This window comes from Flavobacterium sp. JP2137 (assembly GCF_050562195.1).
Classification (GTDB): Bacteria; Bacteroidota; Bacteroidia; order Flavobacteriales; family Flavobacteriaceae; genus Flavobacterium.
The window spans coordinates 1,100,706-1,117,105 of sequence record NZ_CP191647.1 but is presented as its reverse complement, the minus strand read 5'-3'; the positions used below and the strand labels follow the sequence as shown (position 1 = coordinate 1,117,105).

The window sequence follows — 16,400 nt, the reverse complement described above, 5'->3', positions numbered from 1 at the left end:
TATCAAGGACAAATGCTATTCGCCCTAGTCGTCGGTCATCTTTCTTTCCAACTCCGCTTGAAACTCTTCCATAACTGGTTTTACAGTACTTTCGGGTAAATCGGCAATTCGGATATACATTAAACCGTCAACGGCATTATTAAATAGTGGATCCACATTGAAAGCCACTACACGAGCGTTTTGTTTGATGTATTTTTTAATCAATACCGGTAATCGCAAATTACCCGGTTCTACATCGTCGATAATACGGTCAAATTTATTTAAATCGGCTTCGGTTTCATTAAATACAAAATCCTTATCGGCATCCTTAAGCTTGACTTTATATTCCATTTTAGGCGAAATATATTGCGCCACATAAGGGTCGTAATAATGCGATTTCATAAATTCAATCATCAGGGATTTGGAAAAATCCGAAAACTGATTACTAATACTCACGCCTCCGATCAGGTATTTGTGGTCGGGGTAGCGCAAGGTGGTATGTACAATGCCCTTCCACAGCAAAAACAGCGGCATGGGTTTTTGTTGGTATTCCTTAATGATAAAGGCGCGTCCCATCTCTATAGATTTCGACATCATCTCGTGCAATTCCGATTCAAAACGAAAGAGCTCGTGTAGGTAAAATCCGGAGATTCCGTGTTTGGGAAAGATTTCCGATCCCAAACCCATTCTGTAGGCACCTGCAATTTGCTGTGACTGCTCGTCCCACAAAAACATGTGGTGGTAATACAAATCGTATTTGTCCAAATCCAGGGAATTGTTGGTTCCCTCGCCCACTTCTCTAAAGGTGATCTCGCGCAGTCTGCCGAGTTCGTGTAGGATTTGCGGAATTTTATCTGCCGTAACCAAAAACACCTCATAGTTCTTGCTTTGCAGCAAGCGGCAATCGTCCTTACGCAGCAAATCGATCTCTTTCAATATGCTTTCCTGTCTGGCGGGATTGGCGATTTCCTTGGGGGTTTTGGGCAATTTAAACGACGATACATTCAACAGTTTCATCGTGTCATTTTTATAGGCATTGGCCAATAAATAGGTTTTATGTCGTAGGAAGTTACCGTAATCGGCCACTTCTTTATGTTCGTTTTGTTCGGCAACCGAAATCGGCTTACCGATTCTCACTTTGATCACGCGGTCTTTTTGAGTGAGGAGCTCCGAAGGGAGTTTTGCCGTTCTTAGGGTCGGATTGATCTTGGAAAGAAAATAGAACAATCTACTGTTTTTGGCGTGAAAATATATGGGTACTACGGGAACATTTGCTTTTTTAATCAATTTGATGGCCCCTTCCTCCCAGGGTTTGTCTACCAAAAGCTTGTCGTCTTTATAGGTAGAAACCTCTCCGGCGGGAAACATCCCCAAGGGTTTGCCCTCGCTTAAGTGCCTAAGGGTTTCCTTGACTCCCAGCATACTCGATTTGGCCTCTTTGTGGTTTTCAAAGGGATTCACCGGCATTACAAAAGGTTTTAGCGGTTCGATTCGCTCCAATAGGAAATTGGCGATAATCTTAAAATCCGGATCTCGCTCCAACATCAATTTCAGCAACAATATACCGTCAATCCCCCCTAGAGGATGATTGGAAATAGTGATATAAGGCCCTTCTTTAGGCAGTCTTTTTAACTCTTCTGGGTTAATCTCAAATTCAATCTTGAATTCGTCTAAAATGGCGTTTAAAAAAGCTACATCAGACAAATGTTTATTTCTATCATAGATATCATTTAACGTGGAAATCTTAAGCACTTTCATCAATAACCAACCCGAAAAAGTACCTAAAAAACCATATTTATCCACCTTAATTGCCTTGGCAACTTCCTTTGCTGTAACTAGCCCCATCCATTATATTATTAATCCAAGCAAATATACTAATTCTTTGTTTAAGCATTTTTGTTTTAAATAAACTAAAGTAGTAATTTATCTAAAAACCCTTTATATAATTTTTAAATCTACATTATTATTGTCAAAAAAGCTAATTAGAAAAACTGCTGTGTTTTTTTTCTCTATTTTTGAGGGAACAAACAATTTTAAAATGAAAGTTATTTCTTACAATGTAAATGGCATTCGCGCCGCCATTACCAAAGGTTTTCTAGATTGGCTACAAGCGGCAAATCCCGATGTGATTTGCCTACAAGAAATCAAGGCAATGGAATCGCAAATTCCCACAGTAGAAATCGCCGCGGCAGGCTATCCGTTTCAGTATTATTATCCCGCGCAAAAGAAGGGATATAGCGGTGTAGCCATTTTGTGCAAAACCGAACCCAAAAACGTGGTTTATGGCACGGGTATTGAGTATATGGACTATGAAGGCAGAAATCTTCGCGTTGATTTTGAAGGGCTTTCAATCATGTCGTTGTATTTGCCATCGGGAACCAATATCGAGCGCCTGGGACACAAGTTTCAGTATATGGACGACTTTCAACTTTATGTGGACCAGTTGGTTTTGACCGTTCCGAATTTGCTGATTTGCGGCGACTACAACATTTGTCACGAGGCCATCGACATACACGACCCCGTTCGCAACGCCAAGGTTTCGGGTTTCCTACCCCAAGAGCGGTTGTGGTTGGACAATTTTATGAAAAGCGGTTTTGTAGACAGCTTTAGGTTGTTTAATCAAGACCCGCATCACTACAGCTGGTGGAGTTATCGCGCCAATGCGCGAAACAACAACAAGGGATGGCGCATCGATTACCACCTGACGACCGAATCGCTGCGAAGCCGCATTACCAGGGCTTGTATATTACCCGAGGCCAAGCACTCCGATCACTGTCCGATACTAATAGAAATAGAACCTTAAAATGCTAAAAAAACATGATTAAAAAAATAGCCCTCGGTCTCCTTGGCGTTTCCCTGTTGAGTTCTTGCGTCTCGAGACGCCTGTACAACGAGCTCAATGGACAATACGAAACGGCCCAACAGGACAACAACCGCTTGTCCGAAGAGCTGGAAAGCCTGAGTGGCGACCGCTCTCTGTTGGAAAAAGAGCGTCAAAAGCTCCAGGAACAATTGGCCCAGCTCGAAGAAGAACGCGACCAATTAAACGCGGAGATTTCCGCAGCCCAAGGCACTTTGAGCACGCTTACCGATTCGTATTCCACCTTGGAGAAAAGCAGTGCAGCAGCGCTAAAAGCAGAAGCCGAGCGATTGAACAAACTCAAATTGGAACTGGAGGAACGCTCCAATCGCGTTACCGAGCTCGAAGGAAAAATTGCCGCTCAGGAAAATCAGATGAAAAAACTGAAAGACAACTTGTCCAGAGCGCTGAACAACTTTGAGGGAAAAGGTTTGACCATAGAGCACAAAAATGGAAAGGTCTACGTTTCCATGGAAAACAAATTGCTGTTTAAATCGGGCAGTTGGGCAGTGAATCCCGACGGAAAAACCGCCGTTGAAGAGTTGGGCAAGGTTTTGGCCACCAATCCAGACATATCGGTTTTGATCGAAGGACATACCGACAACGATAAAATACTGGGTGCTTTAGGCGGCGGTATCGAAGACAACTGGGATTTGTCGACCAAGCGCGCCACGACTATCGTCAACCTCTTGGCGGAAAACAACCGCATCGACAAAAAGAATTTAACCGCTGCCGGACGCAGCGAATACGCTCCTTTGGCCAGCAATGCATCGGCAGAAGGCAAGGCGAAAAACCGCCGTATTGAAGTGATCTTATCACCTAAACTCGATGAAATCAGCAAAATGCTGAACGATTTATAAAACTACACCCCTTTAAGTCAGAGCGGAAAACCCCCGGTATTCCGCTCTTATCCCTTCACCAAACAAACCTGTATTCACCTTAAAAAAATTAAACTATGAGCCAAAATACTACTACGCCCCTAGAGATTATCGATGCGGAAACCATCAGTTTCATTTACCAATGGACTTTTGACCAATTTCACTCCTGGGGATTATCGAATTATTACACGCATTTTTTTACGGCCATCATACTTTTGGTCGTGGTTTCCGCTCTATTGTATGTAGTGGATTACATCATCAGAAACGTTTTGTTAAGACTGGTCAAGACCTTTATTCTAAAGAGCAAAACCAATTTGGACGACATCTTGGTTCACAACAAGGTATTTGATTACTTTACCCACATCATCCCCTTGATCATCGCCAAGATTTTGTTTCCGATCATCTTTGTCGGTTTTCCCAACCTGACCAACTTTACCGAAAAGGCCACCCATGTGATACTCGTCATAGCGATTACCTTGTTTATTCAATCGATTCTCAAGAGTATTCGCGACTTTGCTCGAACGCTAAAATCCATGGAAGACAAACCCTTGGACAGCTACTTACAGGTCGTAACCATCTTTTTGTACTTTATAGCGGGTATTGGAATCTTCTCGATATTGACCGGAACCTCGCCTATGGCATTTATCCTTTCACTGGGTGCAGCATCGGCCATACTGATGTTGGTTTTCAAAGATACCATCATGGGATTTGTAGCCAGTATACAGGTTTCATCCAACGATATGGTTCGCGTCGGAGACTGGATAGAGATGAGTAAATTCGGAGCCGATGGAACGGTAACCCAAATCAACTTAAACACCGTTAAAATACAGAATTTCGACAAAACCATTACGACGATTCCCACCTATTTGCTCATTACAGACTCCTTTAAAAACTACCGCGGTATGGAGGTTTCCGGAGGGCGTCGAATCAAGCGATCGATCAATGTCAAGATATCGTCGATCCGCTTTTTGGAGGCCGATGAGATTGACGAATTGAGAAAAATTCAAATTCTCGCTCCCTATATCGAAGAGCGCACCGCCGAGATACAACAGTACAACACCAAAACCCAAGCCGACCCGTCTATGCCGGTAAACGGGCGAAAAATGACCAATGTCGGTTTGTTTCGCGCCTATATTACGCGGTATTCACAGCAAAACCCCGGTATTCACAAAGACATGACCCTGATGGTGCGCCAATTACATCCGACCGAACACGGACTGCCTATCGAGCTCTATATGTTTACTAACGACATTCGATGGGCGAACTACGAAACCATTATGGCCGATTTGTTCGACCACCTTTTGGCTTCGATTAAATACTTTAAACTAGAGGTTTTCGAACTTCCGGCTTCCGATGATTTGCGAAGCTTAAAAGACAAATACTAAACAAGCTAAATAGCGGCTGCCGCAAAAGACAGCCGCTTCTTTTTTACTTGTTTTCCAAACGACTATTGACCTGCGATTGACCGCTATTTTGAGTTTTATCAAAAGTAGCTTTTACTGTTTTTTACGATTAAATATTATTTAATTAGCATTAAATTAACACCTAATGGAAATTAAATTGATTAATTTTAAAATACTAATCAAAAAACAAAACTATGAACAAGCAAGAATTAGAAGGAAAATGGAACCAAGTTAAAGGCGCATTCAAACAAAAATACGGCGAATGGTTTGATGATGATCAGGTATTGGCCGAAGGAAAGTTTGATGAAATCTTGGGAAAATTACAAGAGAAGTCTGGGAAAACCAGAGAGGAAATAGAAGATGAAGTCCGCAATTGGAAATCGTAAAAACTTCCAAAAGAAAGCTTTTTAAACTTTAAATCAAACGAAGAGGCTGTCTCAAAAGGACAGCTTCTTTTTGTTTAAAATCACCTCGTCATTTTTAGGTACAAACCCCAGCTGTTTCTCATTTCAACCTATAAGCCGGTGGAACTACGAACTACCAGCGCATTTTGCTGATAAAGCACAGCGTTTGTGGTTGCTTTGCAATATCGCTAGCAGTAGAAAACTCCCTTCAATTTCCGACAAAGTTTTTTCGCAGGTGTTTGCGTTTAAAATGGGTTTGCCTCAGGTTTTTATCGCCGGTGATAATGCTGATATTCCCATCGATTTCCAGCATGGCCAACTTGACCTGTTTAAAGTATTCCACCCCATGTTCGTGCATGGCTTCGGTTAACTCCTCCGAGGTGATTCCCAGTTTGGCAGCCATCGCGAAATCGACCTGTCCGTCGTGGATTAAAATTTCGGGTTTCTGTTGTAACAAATTGCGAAGTTTGTCGCTCTTAAACATCCATTTCTTTAATCCATAATTGACTACAAACAGCACTAAAGCCGCCAGCAAACCGCCACTAAGGCTTGAATCACTTCCCACCATCGCATTCTGAACCGAGTTGCTGATCAATAGTATTAAAATCACATCGGCTGTATTCAATTGCGACAATTCTTTTTTTCCAAAAATTCGCAAGGCGATAATCATAAAAAAATAGACCGCCGCACTGCGCAATACGATATCTAAATAGGCGTTCATAATTTTTTGTATTTATAACTAAATATAATAAAAAAACCAGCGCTTATAGCGCTGGTTTATACTCACAGTCAATTATAGCATTAAAATCCTATAATCGCTTTATCTTTATTGGAACGCAGCTGATAACTGAAACGAATTTTCTTGGTTTCGTTGGGTTTTAGCTTGAGGGTCCAGCTCAACAATCCTTTCTCGCTATCGATGCTTGCCTCCTCTTTCTCTAGCAATTCGATTTCAATATCCGAATTGGAACTGATTGGAAACTGATCTTCCACTTTGATTTCCACACTCTCCTGTTTGTTATTTCTAACGCTAATGTCGTAAACAAATTGCTGTGTTTTTTTAGAGGACAAGGTTTTAGTACCCGATTTATCGGCGATTAAAGTCCGGGTTAAACCGATTTTGGTATCTTTCCCCAGGTTCAATTTCAGCTCTTCTTCCGAATTTTCGGTATTGAGTTGGGTTTTGCCTACGTGCATGCCATCAAAGATGACATTGGCCTCTCCGGGCAGTAAGTTAAAGCTGCCATAATCTTTAACCGTCGCCACCAAATACGCGTTTAAATCCAATTTGGGTGCGCTGTAATACAAATAGGTAGCAGGCAGTTCAAAGTTCTTTAAATCGACACTGTGTCTTTTGCCGTTCGTCAATATGGTATAGGGTATATCGATGTCAAAAGTCACGTTGAGTTGACTGATATTGACACTGGTATACTCGGCAATCGTCTGGCGCTCGCGATAAGAGACTTGCTCTGCCGGAGGAGCGTAATTGGACCTATTTACTTCATCTGCAGAAATACGCGATGCCGCTCCAGTATAAGTTCTCTTCATAGCGGGTGCTTGGGTATTAATCACTATTCCGTCTGCTGACATTTCCGGTTCATAATCGACAAACCACCTATTCCAGGTCGGTGTACGATTTGTTTGATTAACGACCCCCGATGTCAGTCTCAATTTAACATTTCTCCAATCTACTCCAGAGGTTTGAACCAATTGTGCCTTATACATCACTTTGATAGGCTGGTTGATCTTATCGATTCTCAGATCGTAAAACGGCACCCATTGGGCGTTATTGGTCACGTAATTAATTTGAAAAGGCACCGTACCGGCTTTGTTGTTCATCACCTGCAGTATCAGCTTGCCGTTGCTGGTTTTATCGGTATCGTCCAAGCCGAAATTCAATTTGGATTTGAGGTTGTTCCAATGCAACTCTATTTTTTCCTTTTCCTTCTTCTTGTGGTAAATGCCGTTTTCCAACTCTTGGCGTTTATTTTTATAATAATCGACCCATTTAGACATTTCCGAAAGTGCAAATTCTTTTTTGCTTTCACTATAGGTCGAATTATCGAGCAACTGCACGGTTTTTAAGTCGGCATTGATCGAATTGGTCATCATTTCCAATTTGATTTCGACCGCCGCTATACTGTCGCGCAAGGGCTTGGTCAAAGGCGAATTATGCGCGTTGTCGTATTCTTCGATATAGGCATTGGAAAACTGTACCGACATCACGGTAACGTCTTTGGTAGAGCCTATTTGAATGCTGTTTTCATTAAGGCTGTTGGCAATATTGGTAATCACGACTTCCGAATTTCCCTTGGGCAGGTTGAGCGCAGCGTTTTGGGTCATTTCGGCACCGTTGTAATACACCCGAGCGGCTTCCAACTTGGCTGGGGTAAAAAGAGGTTTTTGAGCCCAGCTGTTAAAGCCGATTAAGCTCAGGGCAAAAAGGGTCATCAAGTGTTTCATATCGTCGTCGTTGTTTAAGTATCGTTAGATTTGGCGCTATACGGCACGGTCCCATTGGGTACTGCTTCGCTTCGCCCTTATTTCATCGCGCTAGCCAAAGCAGTGCGTTTCATTGCTCTAATCCAATACCTTGCCAATTATTCAAAAAGGTAGTCGACCACATCTTCAATTTTCGAAACCAAGATGATTTTTATCCCGGTTCCCTTATAGGAGATCTTGTTGTACTTGGAGACGAACATCGAGGTAAATCCCAGTTTTTCAGCTTCTTGAATGCGCTGGTCCACGCGATTTATCGGACGAATTTCACCGGACAATCCGACCTCTCCAGCAAAGCAAAATTCCTTGGGCACGGCCAGGTCTTCATTGGACGAGAGTATCGCTGCTACCACGGCCAAATCGATGGCCGGATCGTCAACAGAAATACCGCCGGTAATGTTTAGAAAGACATCTTTGGCACCGAGTCGGAAACCCGCTCGTTTTTCCAAGACCGCCAAGATCATATTCAATCGCTTGAGGTTGTAGCCCGTTGCACTGCGCTGTGGGGTTCCGTATACCGCGGTACTCACCAAGGCCTGAATCTCGACCATCAAGGTACGCATGCCCTCTAAGGTGGCAGAAATAGCCGTTCCTGAAAGTTCCTCTTCCTTGTGGGAAATCAAAATTTCGGATGGATTGGACACCTCGCGCAAGCCATTGCCCTGCATTTCGTAGATTCCCAATTCGGCCGTCGATCCAAAGCGGTTTTTAAGCGAACGCAGGATTCGGTATACGTGGTTGCGATCGCCTTCAAATTGAAGCACGGTATCGACCATGTGTTCCAATATTTTTGGCCCCGCTATATTTCCATCCTTGGTGATGTGCCCAATGATGATCACCGGGGTATTGGTTTCTTTGGCAAACTTAATCAGCTCTGCGGTGGTTTCCTTTATCTGTGAAATACTGCCTGCAGACGACTCGATATAATCGGTGTGTAGGGTTTGTATCGAATCGATGATCAGCACATCGGGTTCGATGGCTTCGATTTGACGAAAGATATTTTGGGTATTGGTTTCGGTCAATATATAGCAGTTTTCGCTGCTGGGATTGATGCGTTCGGCCCGCATCTTGATTTGCTTCTGACTCTCTTCTCCCGAAACATATAAGGTTTTGTAGGGTAGTTTTAAAGAAATCTGCAACAACAAAGTACTCTTTCCAATACCGGGTTCGCCTCCTAGGAGTATCATGGATCCCGGCACTATACCCCCGCCCAATACGCGGTTTAACTCGCCGTCTAGGGTGTTCATGCGAATTTCTTCCGTGCTGTCGATTTCCTTGACGCGCAAAGGTTTGGAAACCCTTTTTACCCCTCCGCTTGAGGATGCCGTAGACCAGGCGGTTTTCTCTTCCTTTTGAATCACTTCCTCCACCAGTGTATTCCACTGTTTGCAAGACGGGCATTGCCCCATCCATTTCGGCGATTGCCCTCCACAACTCTGGCAGAAAAATGCCGTTTTTACCTTTGCCATACTTTTTCTTTAAAGGGTAAAAGTACGGAAATTTGTGGATTGGCAGATTCGCGAAGTGCGGGAATGCGAGATTGGTCGTTATGGCTTCAAAGTGGACTCGATTCGTTGCATCAATCACGGGCGTTTTTCAATTAAAAAAGCAGACCGAGCGAATACGCCCCGGAACGAATATACCGATTACAACAGCGGTCTATACCTTTTTTTTGTAAATCAGCGGTAAGAATAAAAAAGACAGGGCTCCCAACAACACGATTAAGGCGGTTTGGGACGTCCATAAGATCCAGCCAAAAGCGGTACCGGCTGTATGGGGAATCTGGTAAAACACCAGCAATTCCGAAACGATTAACGGAAATGCGCCAAAGCCGCCGTTGGTAAAGGTTACGGCAAAGCTACCGGCTACAAAAGAAGACAGTATCATGCCAAGACTCATACCGCTGGTTTCCTCTAAGGCAAACATCCCGAAGTAAAAAGTGAGGATATAAGTGCTCCAAATCACCAAAGTATGGAAGAGGAAAGCCCCTCTTTTGGGCAGCTTATAAATGCTGGTTACCCCTTCGACAAGACCAGCCACCTTGCTCTTGATCAGCAAGACAAACTTCCACTGTGCGTACTTGAATACCACGAGCAGCACGACTAATCCCAAGGTGGCTATACCGCCCAAAAGGATCAGTTTTTCCACGGGAATTTTCTCCAATAAAAATTGTTTTAAAACGTCGTATTGAAAGAGCAGTGCGAGCAGTACGCATAGCAACAAGCAGATTAAATCGATGACCCTTTCGGAAATAATGGTTCCAAATCCCTTGTCAAAAGGCACTTTTTCATATTTCTGCAAGATCAATGCCCTCGAGAATTCGCCCGAGCGCGGCAGTGTTAAATTGAGCAAATAACCGATGGAAATCGCCATAAAATTGGTGGTAAACTTAGGGGAATACCCCAAGTATTGCAGGGCAAAATTCCACCTGTAGGCCCGGGATGCCAAGCTGATAATAGAAAAAATAGAAGAGAGGATTATATAATTGTAATTGGCGTTTTTAAAATAGCCGACCATCTCTTCTATTTGCTCTGGACTAAACTTATTATAGGCGTAAAAAACCAAAAAGACCCCCAACAAAAGCGGCAGGACGACATTGGCTATTTTACCTATTTTGGGCTTGGTCATTTTACGTTAGCGTATTGTCTTTTTCATTGGGAAAAACGATCGACGGCTTAAAGGTTTTCGCCTCTTCGGCATCGATGAGTCCGTAGGCGATAATGATGATTACATCCCCTTGATGCACTTTGCGAGCAGCCGGTCCATTGAGTGTGATTTCGCCACTATTTCTAGGTCCGGGAATCGCATAAGTTTCAAAGCGTTCTCCATTATTGATGTTGACAATGGACACTTTTTCTCCTTCCACGATATTGGAGGCTTCCAACAGGGTTTCATCGATGGTGATACTACCGATATAATGAAGATCAGCACCGGTTACCGTTACACGATGAATTTTAGATTTTACAACTTCTATTTGCATCAGACAATGTTAATTAATTTAAAGATATGTTATCGATCAGACGAACTCCTTCCAAATGAGCGACAAGGAAACCGCGATACTTGTGACCGGCTTCTTTTTCCACTGCGGGTTTTAAAGTCGCTTCGTCAGCAATAGCAAAATATTCGAGGTCAAAGTTAGGATTATTTTTAAATTCGCTCTCAACAAACTGCTGAACTTTAACGGGATTTTCAAAAACAAATAATTTTTGGGCTTCTACCAAGACTTTGTAGAGGTAGGTGGCCTGTTGCAAACCGCGTTCGGAGAGTCGCTCATTGCGCGAGCTCATGGCCAATCCGGAGGTTTCGCGGTGAATCGGCACACCGATTACAAGCACGTTTAAACCGGTTTTCTCGACCATTTTCTTGACGATTTGCAGCTGTTGAAAATCCTTTTCTCCAAAATACGCCTTTGCGGGTTGCACGATTTCGAATAATTTCTTGACTACAGTACCCACTCCGTCGAAGTGACCCGGGCGTTGTGCACCTTCCATTTCCAGCTCCAAACCGTCGTAAGAAAAAGATTCCGCCACGGTATTATCATCATAAATCTCCACCACGCTAGGGGCAAAAATCACGATTTGATCGGAAAGCGATTGAATTGTCTCCACATCCCGTTGCAAATTGCGAGGGTATTTCTCCAAGTCTTCCGCATTGTTGAATTGGGTGGGATTGACAAAGATACTGATGACCGTGCAATCGTTCTCCTGAGCCGATTTCTTTAGCAACGACAGGTGTCCGTCGTGTATTGCACCCATTGTTGGCACGAAGCCAATCGTTTTGTTTTGGTCTCTAAACGCTTTTAAATGACGCTCTAAACTCGTTTTTGTGGTATAAATAAACATCTCATTTAGATTTAAAATGACTGCAAAATTAGTTATTTACCAAATAACTCACTAAATTTTTGTAAATTTGCAACGTTTTTTATAACGAACATAAAATCAAAATTCAAGATGGAAGATAAGAGGATATTGTATGTATCATCTGAAGTGGTACCGTATTTAGCAGAAAATGAGGTTTCATTAATGTCCTATGACGCCCCAAAAATGATCAACGACCAAGGAGGTCAAATCAGGATCTTTATGCCAAGATACGGAAGCATTAACGAGAGGAGACATCAATTACATGAGGTGATACGCTTATCAGGTATGAACCTGGTAGTCAATGATATGGACATGCCTTTGATTATCAAAGTAGCTTCGATCCCCAAAGAACGCATTCAAGTATACTTTATCGATAACGACGAATACTTTAAGAGAAAGTCCACTTTTACAGATGAAGATGGAAACTTATTCGCAGACAATGACGAACGCGCTATCTTCTTCACCAAAGGTGTGGTAGAGACGGTGAAAAAATTAAACTGGGTACCAGACATCATTCACGTACAGGGCTGGCTGGCATCGTTATTGCCGGTATATTTAAAAAACTTTTACAAGGACGAGGCGATATTTTCGGAAACCAAAATCATTACCTCGGTATTTAGTCAGTCTTTCGACGGTCCTTTAGGGGCCCAGATGAAGAGCAAAGTCGCTTTTGACGAATTGCCAGAAGAGACCATAGCCGACTTGATCGACCCTACTTTTGAGAACATCATGAAAAACGCCATACTTCACTCGGACGGCGTGATTATTGCCTCTGAAAACGTGTCTTCAAGTTTAACAAAATTTATAGAATCTTCAAAAAAACCTTTTTTACCTTTCACTCCGAAAGATAAATTTGCAGAAGCGTATACTGATTTTTACAAAAAACAAGTATAATCCTAATTTGGAAAACACACACATGAATAGAAAAGCATTATTAAAAGGTTTATTACTCTCCATTGGAGCTTTGAGCATCCAATCTTGCGACAAAGATTTCAATACCCTGGGAACGGGTGTTATCGGTGAAGAAAACTTCTTAATGGACAAATACACCGCCACCGACGTAGTCGCTTATAGTCAAGCTACTGGTGAGGCAAACAAGCCAGGAGCAGTAGAAACGGGTTACCTCCCATACAATGCTTTAGGCGCTTTTGACGATCCCGTTTTTGGGCAAACAGAAGCGAATTATGTGTCGCAAGTATCCTTACCCTCTGCCAATACCTTGGTCAATTTGGGTAAAAACCCTAAAATTGACTCGGTTTATGTTTATGTGCCCTATATCGTGGGAGCCATCGAAACCGTAAATGAAAAACAACAATATCCGTTGCCTTCGACTTATGGCACTGGAAAATTCAAGTTGGAAGTTTACGAGAACGGCTATTTTCTAAATAATTTTAGCCCGGACCCAAGTAATCCAAGTAGAATATATTCCGATGAAAAATCGAAGATTGAAGATTTCATCAAGGGAACCGCAGCGGGAAAACCGCTAAACGACTCTGATGACCGCTCTCAAAACGACGAATTTTATTTTAAAAACACCCCTATTAAACTGTACAGATACAACAAAGAGGGGGTTATTCAACTGGATGAAACCACCGGAGACCCTTTGGTTAAACAACAACTCGTTGCCGGTTTATGGTTGGATTTAAACAAAGCGCATTTTGAAAAAATGCTTTTTTCTCCGGAGAACCAAGAGAATTTGACCAACAACAATCAGTTCAAAAGCTTCTTTAGAGGGCTTTATTTTAAAGCGACAAGCACGGGTAATAGCGGAGCGATAAGCGTGATTAATTTTGCAGCCGCCGAATTAGTAGTCGTTTACAAACAGGACTCCGAAACGGCAGGAGTGGGTCGTGAACGAAAAGAATTAAGATTAAAAGTTAGTAGCGACGTAGTAAAAGAAGGGGTTACGGATAACACCCTAATCACGGCGAATTATTTCACCAGTACCTACAATCCTACGTATTTACAAAAACTACTAACTCCCAACAAAATCCAAGGTGACGACAAGCTTTTCCTCAAAGGAGGTAGCGGATCACTAGCGGTTATCGAACTGTTTAAAAACAACAGCACGGGAACATCCGAGGAGTTGGAATACCTGAGAAAGAACAAGTGGTTGATCAACGATGCCCGACTGACCTTCTATGTGGACAAGGTAATGCTTTCCAATGGAACACAGGTAGAACCTTCGAGAATCTACCTATACGATTTAAACAACAACTTGGTCATCAGAGATTACGCCACCGACAATACCCCACAGAACACTTTATATTCTAAGGCGATTTACGGCGGAATTTTAGAGCGAGAATCAACGGACGACAAAAAAGGCATTCGCTACAGGATTAAAATCGCCGATCACATCAACAACTTGATCAATAAAGATTCTACCAATGTGAAGCTCGGTTTGGCGGTGAGTTACGATATCGACAATGTTTCGACTAAGCGTTTAAAAACACCGATTAGTCATACCCCTAGAGACATCAAATCAATTCCTACGTCTTCGATTATGTCGCCATTGGGCACGGTTTTATACGGCAGCAACAACGGCGATCAAGACAAGAAAATGAAGCTCGAAATTTTTTACACAACACCTAAAAACTAATCAACTATGTGTGGAATTGTTGGATATATAGGACATCGCGATGCATACCCCGTAATTATAAAGGGATTGACGCGATTAGAATACAGAGGTTACGACAGTGCTGGATTAGCAGTTTACGACGGTAATCAAATCAACCTAAGCAAGACTAAGGGAAAGGTTTCCGACTTGGAAGCCATTGCCTCAGCTGCGGTTAAAATTGGCAATATCGGTATCGGACATACCCGTTGGGCTACTCATGGAGTACCCAATGACGTAAACTCCCACCCGCATTTTTCCAATTCAGGAGAATTGGTTATCATCCATAACGGAATCATCGAAAACTACGATTCCCTGAAAAAAGAATTGATTAACAGAGGGTATACCTTTAAATCGGAAACCGATACAGAAGTATTGGTAAACCTGATTGAAGACATCCAGAAAACCAATAAACTCAAATTGGGTAAAGCGGTACAAATCGCTTTAAACCAAGTGGTAGGTGCCTACGCTATTGCAGTATTTGACATTAAAAAACCCAATGAAATTGTAGCAGCCAGACTGGGAAGTCCGTTGGCTATTGGAATTGGCGAAAACGAATATTTTGTCACCTCAGATGCTTCTCCCTTCATCGAGTACACCAACAACGCCATCTATTTAGAAGATGAAGAAATGGCTATTATACGCTTACACAAGCCGCTGAAGCTGCGCAAAATCAAAGATGATTCTTTGGTAACGCCTTATATACAAGAGTTGCAACTCAATTTGGAGCAAATTGAGAAAGACGGTTTCGACCACTTTATGCTCAAGGAGATTCACGAGCAACCCAATGTGATTAAAGACACCTATAGAGGTCGTTTGCTCTCTGACCGCGGTTTGATTAAAATGGCTGGCGTAGAAGACAATTTGCAAAAATTTCTCAATGCCGACCGCATTATCATCATTGCCTGTGGCACATCTTGGCACGCGGGATTGGTAGCGGAATACATCTTTGAGGAATTTGCAAGAATCCCCGTAGAGGTCGAATACGCTTCGGAGTTCCGATACAGAAACCCGATTATCTACCCGAACGATGTGGTGATTGCCATTTCCCAATCCGGAGAAACCGCAGATACCTTAGCCGCGATTAAACTGGCCAAACAACGAGGCGCTTTTGTCTTTGGTGTTTGTAACGTTGTCGGCTCATCGATATCCCGAGAAACGCATGCCGGTGCTTACACCCATGCAGGACCCGAAATCGGCGTAGCCTCGACCAAGGCCTTTACTACTCAAATCACGGTTTTAACCCTGATCGCCTTACGCCTAGCCAAAGCCAAGGGAACCATGAATAACTCGGACTACCAACGCTATTTATTAGAAATGGAAATGGTCCCTGAAAAAGTAGAGGAAGCTTTAAAGATGAACCCCGAGATTTTGGAAATTGCCAAGGTATACCAAGAGGCGACCAATTGCTTGTACTTGGGACGCGGATACAACTATCCCGTAGCCCTTGAAGGCGCTCTAAAATTAAAAGAGATTTCGTACATACACGCTGAGGGCTATCCCGCAGCAGAGATGAAACACGGTCCAATCGCCTTGATAGACGAACACATGCCGGTAGTAGTAGTGGCACAACAACAAAATCACTACGACAAGATCGTCAGCAACATCCAAGAGATCAAAGCCCGCAACGGAAAAATCATTGCGGTAGTAACCAAGGGAGATGAACAAGTGCGTTCGTTGGCCGATCACGTAATCGAAGTACCTTATATCTCCGAAGCGCTGTCGCCAATTATCACGACGATTCCCCTACAGCTCTTGTCTTATCACATCGCTGTGCTAAGGGATTGCAACGTGGATCAACCAAGAAATTTAGCAAAATCCGTTACGGTTGAATAAACCGCTATAACGCATCAATATCAAAAAAAGAGCCGCCTCCTTACCGAGACGGCTCTTTTAATTCCAA

14 protein-coding genes are annotated in these 16,400 nt (G+C 42.9%); 7 read left to right on the top strand and 7 right to left on the bottom strand.

Annotated elements, in window-relative coordinates; translation table 11 throughout:
- Positions 1–24 precede the first annotated feature (24 nt).
- Positions 25–1,824, bottom strand: coding sequence for a GNAT family N-acyltransferase (locus tag ACQZ43_RS04875; protein WP_430614829.1), 1,800 nt, complete (start codon positions 1,822–1,824; stop codon positions 25–27).
- 193 nt (positions 1,825–2,017) lie between these two features.
- Between ACQZ43_RS04875 and ACQZ43_RS04870 the strand changes: the two genes are divergently transcribed.
- The 4 genes from ACQZ43_RS04870 to ACQZ43_RS04855 all read left to right on the top strand — a co-directional run bounded on the left by ACQZ43_RS04870 (position 2,018) and on the right by ACQZ43_RS04855 (position 5,506).
- The gene (locus ACQZ43_RS04870; protein ID WP_430614828.1) at positions 2,018–2,782 is read left to right on the top strand and encodes an exodeoxyribonuclease III; all 765 of its coding nucleotides are present in this window, start codon (positions 2,018–2,020) and stop codon (positions 2,780–2,782) included.
- A 14-nt stretch (positions 2,783–2,796) separates the two neighbouring features.
- The gene (locus ACQZ43_RS04865; RefSeq protein WP_430614827.1) at positions 2,797–3,699 is read left to right on the top strand and encodes an OmpA family protein; all 903 of its coding nucleotides are present in this window, start codon (positions 2,797–2,799) and stop codon (positions 3,697–3,699) included.
- Positions 3,700–3,794: 95 nt separating this feature from the next.
- On the top strand, positions 3,795–5,102 hold the full coding sequence (locus ACQZ43_RS04860) for a mechanosensitive ion channel family protein (protein WP_430614826.1): 1,308 nt from the start codon (positions 3,795–3,797) through the stop codon (positions 5,100–5,102).
- Positions 5,103–5,314: 212 nt separating this feature from the next.
- A complete protein-coding gene (locus ACQZ43_RS04855) occupies positions 5,315–5,506 on the top strand; it encodes a CsbD family protein (protein ID WP_430614825.1) in 192 nt (63 codons plus the stop codon).
- A 226-nt stretch (positions 5,507–5,732) separates the two neighbouring features.
- Here ACQZ43_RS04855 and ACQZ43_RS04850 read toward each other — a convergent pair whose 3' ends face one another.
- The 6 genes from ACQZ43_RS04850 to panC form a co-directional block, all read right to left on the bottom strand.
- Entirely contained in the window at positions 5,733–6,245 is a 513-nt protein-coding gene (locus tag ACQZ43_RS04850; RefSeq protein ID WP_430614824.1) for a DUF421 domain-containing protein, read from the bottom strand.
- Between the two features lie 80 nt (positions 6,246–6,325).
- Positions 6,326–7,987: a DUF4139 domain-containing protein gene (locus ACQZ43_RS04845; protein ID WP_430614823.1), complete on the bottom strand. Its 1,662-nt coding sequence runs from the start codon at positions 7,985–7,987 to the stop codon at positions 6,326–6,328.
- A gap of 137 nt (positions 7,988–8,124) precedes the next feature.
- Entirely contained in the window at positions 8,125–9,492 is a 1,368-nt protein-coding gene (gene radA / locus ACQZ43_RS04840; protein WP_430614822.1) for a DNA repair protein RadA, read from the bottom strand.
- A 190-nt stretch (positions 9,493–9,682) separates the two neighbouring features.
- A complete protein-coding gene (locus tag ACQZ43_RS04835) occupies positions 9,683–10,651 on the bottom strand; it encodes a lysylphosphatidylglycerol synthase transmembrane domain-containing protein (protein ID WP_430614821.1) in 969 nt (322 codons plus the stop codon).
- Position 10,652: 1 nt separating this feature from the next.
- On the bottom strand, positions 10,653–11,003 hold the full coding sequence (gene panD / locus ACQZ43_RS04830; protein ID WP_430614820.1) for an aspartate 1-decarboxylase: 351 nt from the start codon (positions 11,001–11,003) through the stop codon (positions 10,653–10,655).
- Positions 11,004–11,016: 13 nt separating this feature from the next.
- Entirely contained in the window at positions 11,017–11,865 is an 849-nt protein-coding gene (gene panC, locus ACQZ43_RS04825; protein ID WP_430614819.1) for a pantoate--beta-alanine ligase, read from the bottom strand.
- Between the two features lie 108 nt (positions 11,866–11,973).
- On the opposite strand from panC, the gene ACQZ43_RS04820 reads away from it, so the two are divergent.
- The 3 genes from ACQZ43_RS04820 to glmS are packed head-to-tail and all read left to right on the top strand — an operon-like array spanning position 11,974 to position 16,333.
- A complete protein-coding gene (locus ACQZ43_RS04820) occupies positions 11,974–12,777 on the top strand; it encodes a glycogen/starch synthase (protein WP_430614818.1) in 804 nt (267 codons plus the stop codon).
- A gap of 22 nt (positions 12,778–12,799) precedes the next feature.
- Positions 12,800–14,482: a DUF4270 domain-containing protein gene (locus ACQZ43_RS04815; protein WP_430614817.1), complete on the top strand. Its 1,683-nt coding sequence runs from the start codon at positions 12,800–12,802 to the stop codon at positions 14,480–14,482.
- Positions 14,483–14,488: 6 nt separating this feature from the next.
- Positions 14,489–16,333 (top strand): glutamine--fructose-6-phosphate transaminase (isomerizing), encoded by a 1,845-nt coding sequence (gene glmS, locus ACQZ43_RS04810; protein WP_430614815.1) that lies wholly within the window; start codon positions 14,489–14,491, stop codon positions 16,331–16,333.
- Positions 16,334–16,400: the final 67 nt, after the last annotated feature.